Annotated in this window: 20 protein-coding genes and 1 pseudogene; 1 reads left to right on the top strand and 20 read right to left on the bottom strand. The window is 55.7% G+C overall.

The window, feature by feature from the left end:
* The 15 genes and pseudogenes from ACH2EM_RS03200 to ACH2EM_RS03130 form a co-directional block, all read right to left on the bottom strand.
* Window positions 1-167: pseudogene (locus tag ACH2EM_RS03200) on the bottom strand (hypothetical protein); the annotation flags it as partial.
* Between the two features lie 19 nt (window positions 168-186).
* Window positions 187-498, bottom strand: a complete 312-nt coding sequence (locus ACH2EM_RS03195) for a hypothetical protein (RefSeq protein ID WP_395150634.1) — start codon at window positions 496-498, stop codon at window positions 187-189.
* 85 nt (window positions 499-583) lie between these two features.
* The gene (locus ACH2EM_RS03190) at window positions 584-1036 is read right to left on the bottom strand and encodes a phage tail tube protein (protein ID WP_395150633.1); all 453 of its coding nucleotides are present in this window, start codon (window positions 1034-1036) and stop codon (window positions 584-586) included.
* Window positions 1037-1038: 2 nt separating this feature from the next.
* Window positions 1039-1437 (bottom strand): minor capsid protein, encoded by a 399-nt coding sequence (locus ACH2EM_RS03185; protein ID WP_395150632.1) that lies wholly within the window; start codon window positions 1435-1437, stop codon window positions 1039-1041.
* Window positions 1434-1796: a hypothetical protein gene (locus ACH2EM_RS03180; RefSeq protein WP_395150631.1), complete on the bottom strand. Its 363-nt coding sequence runs from the start codon at window positions 1794-1796 to the stop codon at window positions 1434-1436. The genes ACH2EM_RS03185 and ACH2EM_RS03180 overlap by 4 nt, the downstream gene beginning before the upstream one ends.
* 3 nt (window positions 1797-1799) lie before the next feature.
* A complete protein-coding gene (locus ACH2EM_RS03175; protein ID WP_395150630.1) occupies window positions 1800-2132 on the bottom strand; it encodes a hypothetical protein in 333 nt (110 codons plus the stop codon).
* 11 nt (window positions 2133-2143) lie between these two features.
* Window positions 2144-2518, bottom strand: coding sequence for a hypothetical protein (locus ACH2EM_RS03170; protein ID WP_395150629.1), 375 nt, complete (start codon window positions 2516-2518; stop codon window positions 2144-2146).
* A gap of 1 nt (window position 2519) precedes the next feature.
* On the bottom strand, window positions 2520-3488 hold the full coding sequence (locus tag ACH2EM_RS03165) for a phage capsid protein (RefSeq protein WP_395150628.1): 969 nt from the start codon (window positions 3486-3488) through the stop codon (window positions 2520-2522).
* A 17-nt stretch (window positions 3489-3505) separates the two neighbouring features.
* Window positions 3506-4144, bottom strand: coding sequence for a hypothetical protein (locus tag ACH2EM_RS03160; RefSeq protein WP_395150627.1), 639 nt, complete (start codon window positions 4142-4144; stop codon window positions 3506-3508).
* 234 nt (window positions 4145-4378) lie between these two features.
* On the bottom strand, window positions 4379-4576 hold the full coding sequence (locus tag ACH2EM_RS03155; protein WP_395150626.1) for a hypothetical protein: 198 nt from the start codon (window positions 4574-4576) through the stop codon (window positions 4379-4381).
* Window positions 4566-6248 (bottom strand): phage minor capsid protein, encoded by a 1683-nt coding sequence (locus tag ACH2EM_RS03150; RefSeq protein WP_395150625.1) that lies wholly within the window; start codon window positions 6246-6248, stop codon window positions 4566-4568. Before ACH2EM_RS03150 ends, ACH2EM_RS03155 begins: the two co-directional genes overlap by 11 nt.
* Window positions 6245-7705, bottom strand: a complete 1461-nt coding sequence (locus ACH2EM_RS03145) for a capsid protein (RefSeq protein WP_395150624.1) — start codon at window positions 7703-7705, stop codon at window positions 6245-6247. Before ACH2EM_RS03145 ends, ACH2EM_RS03150 begins: the two co-directional genes overlap by 4 nt.
* Entirely contained in the window at window positions 7702-9063 is a 1362-nt protein-coding gene (locus ACH2EM_RS03140) for a terminase (RefSeq protein WP_395150623.1), read from the bottom strand. Before ACH2EM_RS03140 ends, ACH2EM_RS03145 begins: the two co-directional genes overlap by 4 nt.
* Before the next feature lies 1 nt (window position 9064).
* Window positions 9065-9229, bottom strand: a complete 165-nt coding sequence (locus ACH2EM_RS03135) for a hypothetical protein (RefSeq protein ID WP_395150622.1) — start codon at window positions 9227-9229, stop codon at window positions 9065-9067.
* Between the two features lie 10 nt (window positions 9230-9239).
* Window positions 9240-9731, bottom strand: coding sequence for a terminase small subunit (locus ACH2EM_RS03130; protein ID WP_395150621.1), 492 nt, complete (start codon window positions 9729-9731; stop codon window positions 9240-9242).
* A gap of 520 nt (window positions 9732-10251) precedes the next feature.
* Here ACH2EM_RS03130 and ACH2EM_RS03125 point away from each other — a divergent pair.
* Window positions 10252-10434, top strand: a complete 183-nt coding sequence (locus tag ACH2EM_RS03125) for a ribbon-helix-helix protein, CopG family (RefSeq protein WP_395150620.1) — start codon at window positions 10252-10254, stop codon at window positions 10432-10434.
* Between the two features lie 35 nt (window positions 10435-10469).
* Here the strand turns inward: ACH2EM_RS03125 and ACH2EM_RS03120 are convergent, their stop codons facing one another.
* The 5 genes from ACH2EM_RS03120 to ACH2EM_RS03100 form a co-directional block, all read right to left on the bottom strand.
* A complete protein-coding gene (locus tag ACH2EM_RS03120) occupies window positions 10470-10901 on the bottom strand; it encodes a hypothetical protein (RefSeq protein ID WP_395150618.1) in 432 nt (143 codons plus the stop codon).
* A 16-nt stretch (window positions 10902-10917) separates the two neighbouring features.
* A complete protein-coding gene (locus tag ACH2EM_RS03115; protein WP_395150616.1) occupies window positions 10918-11640 on the bottom strand; it encodes a DNA-methyltransferase in 723 nt (240 codons plus the stop codon).
* Window positions 11641-11914: 274 nt separating this feature from the next.
* A complete protein-coding gene (locus tag ACH2EM_RS03110) occupies window positions 11915-12358 on the bottom strand; it encodes a hypothetical protein (protein ID WP_395150615.1) in 444 nt (147 codons plus the stop codon).
* Window positions 12359-12456: 98 nt separating this feature from the next.
* Entirely contained in the window at window positions 12457-12639 is a 183-nt protein-coding gene (locus ACH2EM_RS03105) for a hypothetical protein (RefSeq protein ID WP_395150614.1), read from the bottom strand.
* A 244-nt stretch (window positions 12640-12883) separates the two neighbouring features.
* Complete coding sequence (locus tag ACH2EM_RS03100; protein WP_395150613.1) at window positions 12884-13453, bottom strand: RusA family crossover junction endodeoxyribonuclease; 570 nt, start codon at window positions 13451-13453, stop codon at window positions 12884-12886.
* Window positions 13454-13632: the final 179 nt, after the last annotated feature.

The following is a 13632-nucleotide window of genomic DNA, read 5'->3' as shown; positions in this document are numbered from 1 at the left end:
GGGTCGCTCTCGCTGCGTACCGCCACCACCCGGCCCAGTGGGGTATCATCCATAAGGCCGGACACCAGCCTTGCCCACTCCCAATAGGGCAGCTCCGGCTGAGCACTGGGCAGAACGCCGTACTGTTTGGCGATGCTCTGCTCAATCAGTACGGCATCCAGCTCCATGTCGTAACAGGCTTCGCTGTTACTGGTCTTTTTTCCTCTGAAATCGGGCGGCGATTTCCTCCGGCTCCTCGCCGGTGACCGCTGCCATCACCAGCTCGAACAGCTTTTGATAAGCAGGAAAGGGCAGATCCATGGTGTCAATCTCCTTAAAGCCGGAACCAAAGGCCAGCTTGAGGGCTTCGTCCATCTGGTCGCTTTCCTCGGTGAGGTTCAGCTTCATCAGCTTTTTTACGGTCTTCTGTCGGTTGTCCACGGGGTAGCATTTATCGCCAATGCGGATTTCGGGAGTACCGGTCAACAGTTTTTCATCCAAGGTATACAGTTTGCTCATATCATTTTTTCCTTTCAAAATAGGGTTAAAAATACCCCGCCCAGGGATGGGCGAGGCTTATGTACTGTTCGGTTGTGTTTGGCGCTTAATACTCCACCGCCAAGACCGCAGGGGTAAAGGTGGGCTTGCCATCGCTGAGGATTTCCACCTCCAGCGGGGCCACATCCCGGCTTTCACCGCCGCCGGGGTTGGTTACATTCACCACGCAGTCAAATTTCAGCTTTGCGCCGCTGGGAAAGGTCCATTCAAACTGGCTGTTGCAATCTTCGCCGGTGCACCATGCCAACCCGGCCAGATAATCGTTGCCCGCATCGCCCACATGGCGCTTGCCGGTCAGGGTAATGGTCAGGGATTTACCCGTGACCATGCGGCGCATCCAGCCAGCAGCCTCCAGGGGGCTCCACTCTGCGGTGTTGCCGTCAATGGACACGCTAAAGCTTTCCATCTCCGCAATGGTTACCAGGGCATCGCCGCTGCGGCCCCTGTTGTTGATTTTAAATGCATTCTCATACACAGGATACACGCCTGTTTTTGCCATTGTTATTCACTCCTTTTACAAGTTAAGGTGACACGAATACAATATTCGTGGATTCCTTTTTCATCTCTGCCCAGTGGGATGGGGCTTGCTCCTGCATCGGCGCAGTAGACGGCGGCGCCGTCCATATCGGTATTGGTTAAGCCGTAGAACAGCCGCCATACCTCCTGGGCTTTTTGTTCTGCCTGTACGGCACTTTGCGTCCAGTGCACCAGAATATCTGCCCGAAGGGTTTCGGTGAGGGTTTGGGCTGCACCGCCCAGGCAAATCCTTGCGCCGCCTGCCACCTCTTTGCGATACACCCCGATAAAGCGGCTGGCGTTGCCGTCAATGCTGCCAATGCGGATGCCCTCGCCCACATCCATTTGACTTTTCAGCCAGTTTTTCAGCTGTTCGGTGGTCATGTTGCACCGCCTTTCAGCCGCTTTTCAAAGGTTTGGGGTACAAAGTCCTCCTGCTCGCCGCCTTCCAGCCAGTGCCGCAGCCATTCGCCCTGGGCGTTGGGGTTGTTGCCTTGCTGAAAATTGTACTCCGGATGAAAATACAGCCGCCTGGCTTGAGGGGCATCCGTTTCCAGCCGTGCGCCCATTTTCAGCGGCTTTACAAAGGTGCGGTTGTCCTGCATTTCGCCTGTATCAAAGGGCATGACCTGGGCCGTTACAACTTCGCCCCTTAGGGCTTCCATGGTAGCCACGGCGGCCTGCTGCGCTGCATCCTCCAGCTGGGCAAAAACTGCGTCGTCCAGCTCAATTTTAATGGCCACGGGTTACATCACCTCCAGCTTGGTGTAGTTCACGCTGCCGTCCGGGTTGCGGCCCCGGCTGGCCTTGTGGATGGTCCAGCGGTTGCCGTAAACCTCCACCGTGCCAGCCAGCTTGGGGCAGTGGGGGGCCAAATCGCCGGGGAACAGCAAGGTGCCGTTTAGGGTAACCAGCTGGCGGTCGGCGGTTACCACCTGCCGCTGCTGTTCGGAAAAGCTGCACAGGGCTTGAATCGGCTCCCTTGCAACGGGTGCGCCGTCCTCACCAATTTCACTTTCCAGAACCACAGTGACCGGGGTTTTGCAGGCCCAGGGAGCCACCAGGCTTGGCCATTTCATGACGCCACCCCCTACCAGATGCCCCGGTGGGCAAGCCCGGTGCGAATCAGCATACTGTACAGCGGCTGGCCCACGGTTACACCGCCCTGGCGCACCGTGCGGGCGGCGTCAAAACTCATGCTCACCCCATTGATGCCATAACTGGCAAGGGGGCTGTCCAGCAGCTCTCCATAGGTGTGCAGCCAGCCAGCCTGGAGGCACACCGCCTTTTTGATGCACTCCTGCTGGTAGCTGGCCAATGCCGGAAAGCCCTGGCGGCGGATGCGGCCAAAGCACACGGCGTCCACCTGATCGCTGGCTTGCTCCAGCAGGGCGGTGAGGGTGCTCTCATCCATGGACTGGCCCGGGCAGTACCGGGCAAATTCTTCTGCGGTTGCGTATGCCATATTACTCCACCGCCGCAGTGTCGATGTCCGCAAGCACGCTGGCCGCAGTGTCGGTATCCACAAACACGGAATCCACCTTGCCGTCCTTGCCGTTGGGGAAGGTGAACACATCGCTCAGCTCACGCTCCTGGTACAGGTAGCCGTCGCCCTGGGTGTGGGCGCCGGGGTTAAAGAAGTAGATGCTGGAGATTTTGGGCACCACCTTGGTGGTGAGGGGGCTGGCAATCAGCACATTGATTTTGTGGGCACCGGCGTGGGGCTCAAAGCCACCGTTTGCAGGCTCAAAGTTGAAGGCGTCGTAAAAAACCTCATCGTCGATGACCTCCATCACAGGCACGCCGTCAATGTCGGTGATGCGGGTTTCAATGCCTTCGCCGCCGTCCGCAATCTGGGTTACATTGATGGTGCGGGTAAACTCGGTGGACTGCTCCAGCGCATCCATAATGGCACTGGTAATGTACATAATCAGGCCGCCCTTGCCCTTGTAGCGGCGCAGCTTGCCGGCGGCCATGCACTTTTTCAGGTGGCCGTATACATTCGCCTTGGTGATGGTGGAGGCGTCGGTTTCGGTGTGGTAGCCCTCCAGAGCCTTGGCAGCGGCGGCAACCTTGGAGAAGAACAGGGCGTCTTTTTCGGGGCCGGACTGGTTCTGGGTGAACACCTGGGCAATGTTCTGGATGGATGCAGTGGCATTGCTCTCGTCCACATCCGCCTTATCCACCAAAAACTCAATGTCACGGTCGTGGGTTACGGTGTAGGGGTGGTCGGTCTGGGTGAATTCGCCACGGTTCCAACCGCCGTTGCGGCTGTGGTTCTTAAAGCCGCTGGTCTGCATGCTGGTAAAGTGGAAGGTCTTTGCATCCAGCCAGCGCACATTGGTGGTGATGAAGGGGGCGCAAAGGGTGTTCTGGCGCATAATCTCCACCAGTTCGGGGTTCCATTGCTGGGCGTGATTTACAGTATTAGCCATAGTCGTATTGTCCTTTCTTATCGGTTGAATTTATTCCAGGGCTTTTTGCTCTCGGTCTTACCGGTGCCGGTGGGCTTACCGGCAGCGGTGCGGCTGGGGTCGCTGCCCAGTACAAAGCCGCCGGTAGTCTTTTTGCCGGTTTGGGCGGGCTGCATCTTCCAATCCGGGTGGCGCTGCAGCACCTGTTCCATGGCAGACTGCACCGCCTCCTGGGTTACCTGGCCCGCTGCGGCTGCCTGTGCCATCGCCAGGGTGACAGCATCCTCCACCAGTTCGGGGCGAACCCCTGCGGCATAGGCGGCGTTACGGCTGTTGGCCTGCAAAAGCTGTTGTTCCAGCTGGGCCACACGGTCCTCTGCCTGGGGCTGGGTGGAAGGCTCCTGCTGGTCGGGCTGGTCTGCCTGCTGGGCGGCCGCTGCCTTGGGTTTGGGCTGCATCCCCTCCCTGGGTTCGGGCTGCTGCTTGTCTGCCTGTTCCTCACCCTCCTGCTGGGCTTGGGTACTGTCCTCCTGCTGGGTGGCGGCGGTGTCCTGCTGGGTTTCCTGCTCGCTCTGCTGTACCCCTTCGGCCTGGTGGGTTTCGGGGTCGTCCATCTGCTGGCCGGGTGCCTTTTTGGTGGTGGTTTCCGGCTGGTCTGCCTGGGTCTTTTTGCGCATGGTATCAGTCCTTTCTTTCGTCTTTGCAGTCATCTGCAAAATGGTATAAAAAATGCCCGTTCCAGCCTCATGCGGCCAGATACAGGCATGAAAAAAGCCCACTGCCCTTTTGGGGCGTGAGCTTTGGGGGGATATAAATTTTAATTGTTGGCCCTATTTTGTGCAATACACTTTTAAAAAACAGCCATTTTTAAAAACAAAATGATTATGGACGCTCTACGATTGGTGAGTAGTTTACAGAAAGCCATATTTTTTTTGGAGTTCCTTGAGCTTCCGATGGCACTCCCTGCTGAGTTCCGCTGTGTCCCATCCATCCAAGCCACGATAGCTTGCCGGTGGACGGAGTGCCTCCATCTTTTTTTCGTACTCCTCAAAGAGCGCTTTGGCTTCCTGCATATAATCGGGGTACTTAGGGGAATCTTTATCTACCACGGCGAACCTCTCTTCCGTAGCGAAAACCATACTCTTCCGCAAGTAGCTTCATGGTCATGTGATACTCATCCAGGTCAGGGTCAATTTCTCCTGTGAATTTCATTTCCATTACAGGGCCTTTTCGGATTGATTCAAACATAACCGTAACTTCTTCATACCTGGCGAAAACAGTTTGTGGTGTCCGTTCCATAAAATAAATATATCGGTCATCGCTTGCTTGGGAATATTGTACTTCATTTTCCAAGAAAAATCCAGCATCTTCACCACTTAAAGAGTAGTGCGTTTTATTTGCCGGATGATTGTGGTAAGAATACGATCCTGCCAACGACTTTCCAAACACTGTTTGAATTGCTTCTGGATGTACCTCGCTTGCAGTTCCTTTGGTTCGCCATACCGTTCCATCCGTCAAAATCGTACAATCTTCTTCATGTTCTAAATCAAAAGTCTGTTTTTCCACCTCGGCAAGAAATGCTTTTGCCGTCTTATCGCTCATGTTGGGCAGCTGCCCGATTTGCTTCGGCAAATTTTCCGTTGCCTGAGACTTGTCGATATTCTCTCCTGCTGAGCGCCCATTTTTCGCTTTCACCCCATCGTACCGCTCACGCCAGGGGTCCCGGCGCAGTACATCGCCATGGGTATCCACAAAGGCTTTCAGCTGCTTTTGCAGGCGGCGTACCTCTCGCCGGGCTTCTTTGGCGGCTTGCTCGTCCTGCAAGCCCTCGGCCTCTCGCTTTGCCTGCCGAATCCTGCGCTCCATGGCTCGCTGTTTTGATTCCAGCCGGCTGGTTGCTTGGATTTTCGCCTTGTCCATGGGCTTGGGCCTTGTGCTGATGCCCTCAAACCAGGTGGTGAGGGTATGCCGGCAGTTTGGATGGAATAACCCCGCCTTCATGGCCACGCTCAACAGGGGGTACTGCTTGCCGTTGCGGCTTATGCCATAGGTGCCGCCGGGGGTGTGGGGGCCGTTGTACACCTGGAACACATCGTCTATGTAAACCAGCCCCTGCCAGGGCAGGCAGGTATCGCTGCACGCCCCGTACTGGCTCACCAGCACCGTGTCCACCCCAAGGGTTTCCCGGAGGGCGGCTTCTCCCTGCAAAGTTGCCCTTGTGCTGGCGGTGCGCAGTGCCATTTCTGCATAGCTGGCAATGTTCACCTGCCTGCCGTTTTTGTAGCGGATGCACTGGATGCCCTGGCGCAAAAAGTCCTTTGTGGCATCGTCCACCGCTTGCTTTAGGGTCATGCTGCCGGTGGCCATACCAAGGGCGGTTTTGCGGATGGTCTGCCGGTATACATCGTCCATGTACCGCAATGCGGCCTTCTGGCTGGTTTGGTGGGCGGCTTGCATCTCGCCTATCAAGGCATTCACCTTGCGGTCGTTCATGGCAAAAAAGCCCTCAGAGCCGCCCTCGGCGTACTGCTCCTGCAAAAGCTGCCGGGTTTCCTCATCCAGCCGGGGAGCATACCGGGCCACAATATGACGGTTCTCGGTTTGAAAGCGGCGCAAATCCCGCAGCTTTGCCGCCTGCCACGCCTCCCAATGCTCGGGCACATTGTTCTTGCCACCCTCCTTCTGTTCCTGGGCGATGTGGCGGCCCATGTTGCGTTTCAAGCTTGCCACCAGATCCAGCTCCAGGGCACGGAACAGGTCGGCCACCTCCTGGGCGGTCATCTGGCTACCTCATCCAGCAGGGAGGGTTCGGTCATGTCCTCCACACCACGCTCAAAGCGGATGCGCTGAACTTCGGCTGCCTTCCAGTCCTCGTCCTTGCTGGTGCCCCAGAGTTCGTCCACCTGGGCCTCCACGCTCATAATGGAGCTGCTGGCTGCACTGGCAATGGTTTTTACCCGGCTGTCAAAATCCGGTGCGCCGTACTCCCCAAAGCCGATGGCAGCGGCGTAGGGCTGGGGGGTGCGGCCCTCTAAAATGTCCTGGGCTTGCAGGGCAATTTCCGCCAGTTTGGGCAACGCCTTTTCCAGTACAGCCGTCATGGCGTTTCGGGTCATGCCGGTGATGTCCTTTTTCTCTCGCTGGGCTTCGGCACTGGCCATACGGCCCACATCAATGCCCAGGGTGGCCGGGCTTACAATGCCCTGCAAACACATATCCAGTGTGGCGGTGTAGCTGGCCACAAAGGCTTCGTAGCGGATTTCCGGCTGAACGGTTTCGATTTTATTGCCGCCATTTTCTCCTGCGCTGTTTTCGATGTGTACAAACTCTGTGCCAAAGGCGTTTACATTCATTAGGCTACCGTCTGCGTGGTTTCTGGGAATCAGTGCTTCCGGAATATACTTCTGCACCCTTCCGGCCCGCACCGCATCCAGCCACTGGCTGATGATTTCGTCGTGTGCGTCGAAGGCGTCGGTTTTGCTGTCGAAGATGCTTTTGCCCCGGCCCGGATACCGCCCGGACGGCCAGAATTGCAGAGGCACCGCCAGCATGACCTGGCTGTTAAAAGTTACAGGCTGCAGGTCTGCACAGCTTGGTTCAGCGGCGAGGGGCAGTTCCTTTTCGCCTTCAAAGAGCTTGTAGGTTACACTGCCGGGGCTGTAGATTTCCCTCAGCAGCCGCTTGCCCATGGGTGTAAGGAAATGCACCTGTGCCACCCTGCCATGTCGGCGCACATACTCCACACGGCTGCCGTCCCAGTATTCCAGAATGGGCTTTTGGCTGAGGGTGGTGTCCATGCTGATTTTAAAGGCACCGTCCCCAGTTACCAGGGTATCTGCCACCGCCTTGCCCACCAGGGCAGAAAAATCATTTTCCGCCGCAATCACCTCCCACCGGCTGGCGGCCTGGCTGTCTGTGGTGAACTCCATCCGGCCCAGGTCTGCTTTAACAATCCCGGCCAGACTGTCCACCAGAATCCCCGGCAGGCCGCTGTGGGCCTTGCGAATCTGCTGGCTTTGGGGTGCTGCCGCCCAAAATCTTGCACGGCCCACCGCATCCTCGCTCAGATGCTTAAACAGCTGGTCAATCTCGGAGGCGTCCCCCCGGTACCAAATCTGGTTGCGCAGCACATTGGTGGCGTGGTTCACCGATTCCCGAATGGTTACGCTCCGCCCCTGGGCCGGTTGGATGTTCAGCCAGCTTTGTATCATTCCTTTCACCTTCTTCCAAAAAGTCATTGTTTCACCCTTCCTATTTTTTCTTTGTAGGGCAGCCAGCTGTACTGCTCTGAGTTCACGGCATGGTCGTTGCGGTCTTCCGGTTCGTCCTTGCCTTCTTTCCAGCTGTATGCGTTGTACTCCTGTACCAAGGGGGCGCAGGTTTCCTGCACCATAAGGTGGTCACCGTGGGCAAGCCAGCCAATTTCCAGCTGGATGCGGTCGAGAATGGGCATCTTTTTCCATGCCGGAACAAAGTCGTAGATGCTGCCGTTCTGCCGCTTGTATTTGCCGCACTCGGTAATGGTGGCCTGGTCGGCACTGTCAATGTACACCGTGCGGGCAAAACCCCAGGCGGTGCGCTGCCGCTCCAGAAACTCCACCAGAATGGGCGGTATATCGCTGGGGGCAAGGGGCGGAAGGCGCCGCCTTGCCCGTTCCTTGTTGCTGTGGACTTCGGCGGCGAGGGTGACCTTGCGCCGGTCGGACAAAATCCCCGTGAACACAAAGGCAAAGGTATCGTCGGTTTGCTGGCTGTAACTGGTATCCACGCCGCAGGATAGCTGCACCCAATGCAGGTTGTTTTCTTGCATCGCCTGCCGCAGCTGTGCCGCCGGGATGAGATTGCTTTGCTGTAAGTTAAAGACCAGACCCGTTGCTCTGCCCCGCAGGCCCAGAATCTTATTTTTGTGGAGCTTGGTTCCCACCGGCACCATGCCGATGATTTGCTGAATCTTTTCGGGCGGTAACCCTTCGTTGTGGTCAAAGGAAAAAAACCAGTGTACCCAGCCTTGCTTGGGTTCCTGGTTCAGCTGTTCCAAGATTTCTTTCGGGGTTTCGTGTGCCCACTGGGGCAGGGGTCTTGCGTGGTTGACAAACTCCTCGTAAATGGGCAAGGATGGGTCGTCTGGGTTGAGGGTGGCCAGCAGATAGTCGCAGCGCATACTGGTCTCCCGCACATACTCCATGTCGGCAATGTTGATTTCGTCAATGTACAAGCAGCCGTACTGGCCACCCAACGCCTTTTTCCAGCGGGCTTTGTTGTCGTACCCCAGCACATATACCACCTTGGCCCCCTGTGCAGTGTGCAGCAGAATGTGGGGCAGGCTGTGTTTGCCTTTGCCGCTGGGGTTGTACTCCACCAGCGGGCCGAAGTCGTCCAGAATGCCCAGCTCCTTGGTGATGATGTTCTTCTCAATGGTGCCAAGGTCTAACCCCGACAAGATGTGCAGCTGTTTGGGGCTTTGGGCCACACGGAGCATAAACTTGAAGATGCCCACCGTGGTTTTGCCTGCGGCGGTGGTCCCCTCCAGAAACTCCACCGGGGCGGTGCAGCGCAGAAACGCCTTGTATTTGTCGCTTAGAACGAGCGTTGCCATCTTAGGAAGCGTCCTTACACTGCTTCAAGCCGTGCTGAACTCCGCGCTGAAAGGCTTCGTTCAGGTCTTTGAGGTAGTCGCTCATCAAGGTTGCCTCTTCATCCGTAAAGCCGCAATTTTCTTTTGCTTTTTGTTTATAAAACTCTACATCAATCGGGAATTTCACTCTGTCCTCCTTATTTCAACTGCTGCAAAATGCTCTCCAGCTTGCCGGTGTCCGGGGTCTGGATGTCCACCTTTTCCCGGAACATTCCCAGGTTTTTGCCCATGAGTTCCAGGGCTTTCAGCTTGTCCGCCATCCTGATTTCGATGCCGCCCTGCCCCTGTTTCATGGCCACAATGGCTTTTCGGGTATCGGCAGGCACATCTTCGGTATCCGCAAGGACAAGTTCGCCGCCCTCAACCTTCGCAACCTCTGTGGCATTGGCAAACCCGACGGCCGCCAGTTCCAGCAGCACCCGCTCCGGGCTCACCGCCCGCCGGGCCATCTGCTTGCGCCGCTGGGCAATGTAGTCCTGTATCTCCTCACGGTTCAGCAGCTGGTAGCTTTTTGCCCGGGCGAAGGTCTCGCTGTACCCGGCGGTTAAAGCCGCCCGGTATGCGTTGCCGCCGTTGCTCAGGTAAGCCTCCGCAAAAGCCTTGTGTTTTGGTTTCAGTGCATCCGCCAATGCCACCACCTCTCTGTTTGTTTTTTGTCCCCTAATCCCACCCGCCAGCGTCTCCTGTGCCGGCTGCCACAAATTTTGCAATAAAAAAGCCCATACCAAAAGGCATGAGCAAAAATAGTTTAAAAACCCCTTTACATACTGCTAGCAGTATGCTATAATAACAGTATGAAAGGAGGTTCACAGAATGTTGGAAAAAACAATTTCCGTCTTGGAAATAATAAAGGACTTGCTTGAAATCCTCGTTCTGGTTTTGACAGCCCGACAGCTCATAAAAACCAAAAAGAAAAAGAAGAAGAAATAAGCAAGTCCCGGGAGGGCGAAAGCCCTCCCCCCTTAGGGAGCTTTATTATACCACATTCTGTATCAAAAATGAAGGTAAAAATCAACTGTCTTTTGCTGGCCCTGATTGTTCTGAACATTCTGGACGGCGATTTTTCCAGCCCATCCGTTTTAGATGGAATCAAAATCGCATTGCTGGCCCTGTGCCTGTATTTAAACAACCGAAAGGATTCCAATTCCCATGAGTAAAACTTCCACCGCTGCAAAGCAACGCTATCTGGATAAAACTTATTCGCAGGTTGCTGTGCGCCTACCCAAAGAACTTGTTGCTGAATGGGAAGCTCAGTTAAAAACTGACGGTATCTCTAAAGCAGAGTTTTTTCGGCAGGCCATTCAATCCTATCTAAAAAAAGCCGGGGAGTAATCCTCGGCTTTTTTCTTTTTTGCCAAACCAGTCATTCACATTGCAAGCAGCTGCTGGGGAATCTCCAGCTGTGCCAGGGCTTTTTCATGCAAGCGGCGCAGCCAGCGTTCGTCCATGCAAAGGCTCTCGGCGGCCTGCTGCCAGGTCTGCCCCAGCAGATACCGGTGCACCAGCAGCCGCCGGTGGCGTTCATCCTCCACGCTGTCCAGCAGCTGCTCAATGTCTTTGCGCCAGGCCATGGCCTGCTCCAGCTTTTGGGCCAGGCGTTCCCGGGCATCCTCCAGCTGTTCCACCGCCCGCTCCAGCCGGTGGATGTTTGGCCCTCCGCCGGTGCACTCGGTTGTAAGCAGGGGGCTTGTGCGGACAGCCAGCTCCCGCAGTTCCAGCAGCTGGCAGCGGATGTCTTCCACCTGCCCCACCAGCACCCGGTACTGGGATAGATATTCTTTTTTCTGCTGGTTGTTCATGGGGCACCTCTGTCAATTATGTTAATCGGGCGATTGCCGTTTTGTAAAACTCCTCGTTGATTTCAAACCCTACATACTGCCGCCCGGCATTTTGACAGGCCACTGCCTTTGTACCGCTACCCATGCAGCAGTCCAGTACAAGCTGGCCCGGTTCTGTATAAGTACGCACCAGATACTCAAACAGTGCCACCGGCTTTTGGGTAGGGTGCAGCCCATCCCTCTGGCATGGGATTGTCAGTACCTGTCGGGGGTAATTGGTAAAACGCTGTACACTTTCTTTTTCCAGCCCTCCAGTGCGGTATATATGGGCATCGTTCAGCTTTTTGCCGGGCACTCTTCGTGGTTTTTCCAGTGCTACAAGCCCCTGGGGATTGTAGGTTGGCTTTTTGCGGTAGAACACCACCACCTCCTCCACACATCTGAGCGGCTGCACCTTGGCAAACGGAAACCCGGTTACCTGGTTTTTAAACCAGTACCAGCAGTACCGAAACGCCTTTGGGTTACTATTAATCAGCTTGGTGGTAAAGGGCTGGGCCACCGTCATAACAATGGCACCGTTTGGTTTAACCACCCGGTTCAGCTGCTGCCAAAGAGCATCGAATGGGATGAGTGTATCCCAATGCCCATCTGTTGTGCCATACGGCAGATCGGTCAATGCCATATCCACACAGCCATCCGGCAGCATCGCCATGCCTGCAATGCAGTCCATGTTATAAATTTTGTTTTTGTAATTCTCCATCGGTCGCTCCTTTCTTTCAGAGCGGCCAAAACCACAACGGGCGAAATTCCGTTACCCCTTCGCCCTCATGCAGGCAAAACGGGCATAAAAAGACCCCGGCCAGTTACGGCCAGGGTTTGTATAACAGGCAGACTACTGCTGCCGCCGTCTGCCAGGGCGGCCAAGAGGAGGGTTGTCCGGCCCATGCCCTGAGCCGTGTCTGGCAGCGCCTGTGCGCTCTTCGACTGTTACAGGATACCATGCAAAGGCTGTGCATTACTACGCCATTTTCTGCCTACAGGTATTTACTTAAATTTGTGATTGCCTTCCCCTGAAGCCGTATGCAGGCATGGACCGAACGCTCGTCATCATCCCCATAGAGCACTACGGCAATATCTTTCCAGGGATTCAAGCGAACCCCATATCCATCCAGGTACCGCAGGCGCAGTACCTCCCGTTCCAGCGGGTCAGGCAAGGCCGCCACCGCCTCCTCAATGGCAGTCATTTCCCGGCGGTTGGCTTCAAGCAAAGGCTGCATCCTGGCCTGGTATTCCAGATATGCCTCCACCGCAAGAGCCAGCCGGTCTGCGTTGCAGCTGGTACCCTTGCTGCCATCCGGCCCGGCCTGGGGCGGCAGTTCCGCATTGCTGCGCAGCCGGGCAAGCCGTTCCAGCCGGTTCTCGTTCTCCTTTTTGAGCGATATGTACCGGGCAAGCCGCTCTTTGGTTATTGGCTCCATAAATTTTCCTCCCACGCTCCTTTGCATAAACACTAACGCTCAGAAAACCGCTTGCCACGAACGCCGGACGGCTTAATGCGGTTTCCGGTGCAATCATCTTAATCAACGCAAATTTCTTTGATTTCTTCAAGGTTATAAGTACATACAACGGTGTTGCCGTCAGCACCAACCAAGCTGTAGCACCCTTGGCCACGGTACAAAAGCTGTGAACCGCTTTTCAGCTTTGCACAGCCTTTATCTCGCATAGCCCGAACGGCCTTGTTCCAATCTGTTTTTGTCATCTCGACACCTCCAGCAATTCCCCGCATTTTTTACAAACACCCAAAACCGCCACGCTCAAGTCAAGGCTTCTGCCGCAAACCTGGCATCTTCGCTCTGGTGTGGGTGTGGTATTGTTTTGCGCTCTGACATAATCCAGCATATCTTCCTTTGCCCACCGGATTACCTGCCTGTCAAAGCTCCCTTCAGGCAGACTGTCCTCCATTTGCTCCAGCCGTCTAATAGCGGCTATCCGCTGCAATTTTGTCATACCTTTTCACCTACCTTTTCCAACCTGGTTTGCTCCACGGTGGCATCCCCTTGCAGGCGAACCCATACGCATGGTTCGGGGCCGTACTGCTTGCGAATTAGCAGCTCTGTAACCTGTGCATCATCATCGTAGGCCACACCATTCAGGGCATCCAATACCACCTTGGCAATGTTGTCCAGGTCAGGCTTGCCGGTATGCGGCACAGCACCCATCAGGCAATCCTCCCGGCGGCGTTTGGGGTAGCTTTTGGGCACGCTATGTATCACAAGGATGGTGGCCCGTATAGGGGCTGCCAGACGCACATCCCCAATCTGCCGGGCAAAGCACGCCCTGATATTCGCCTCATACCCTTGGGTATTTTTGGGGGTGTAAATCTGGGCAATGGGCTTTCCGTGGCTGTACATCACCCTCGCTCTGGGGCGCTCCTTGGCTTTTGCCGGTCCTGGTATCTTGAATTGAATCTCCTGCATTCGTTCCTCCAACATCCGGGCGGCTTTTGCCGCCCGGATCTCTACATCTGCATTATGGATTGCTGTATCTGCCGTTGGGTCTGGATAATGTTCCATATTATAGAACATCCTCACTCCTCCCTTTTCAAGCGCAGCGGACGGTGCACCACCCGTTGCAGGATGTCGTTGCCGCTGTGCTGGGGCCTGTCCACCCTTTGGTTGTGGCCCGCCCTTCGCCTAACCTGCTCCGCTTCATAGGCCGCCAAATCCATCCCCTTTGCCCTGCAATCCTCCAG

The organism is uncultured Allofournierella sp., assembly GCA_944382705.1.
Classification (GTDB): Bacteria; Bacillota; Clostridia; order Oscillospirales; family Ruminococcaceae; genus Allofournierella.
The sequence above is the reverse complement of the archived record's forward strand: the minus strand, read 5'-3'. Positions and strand labels throughout refer to the sequence as shown.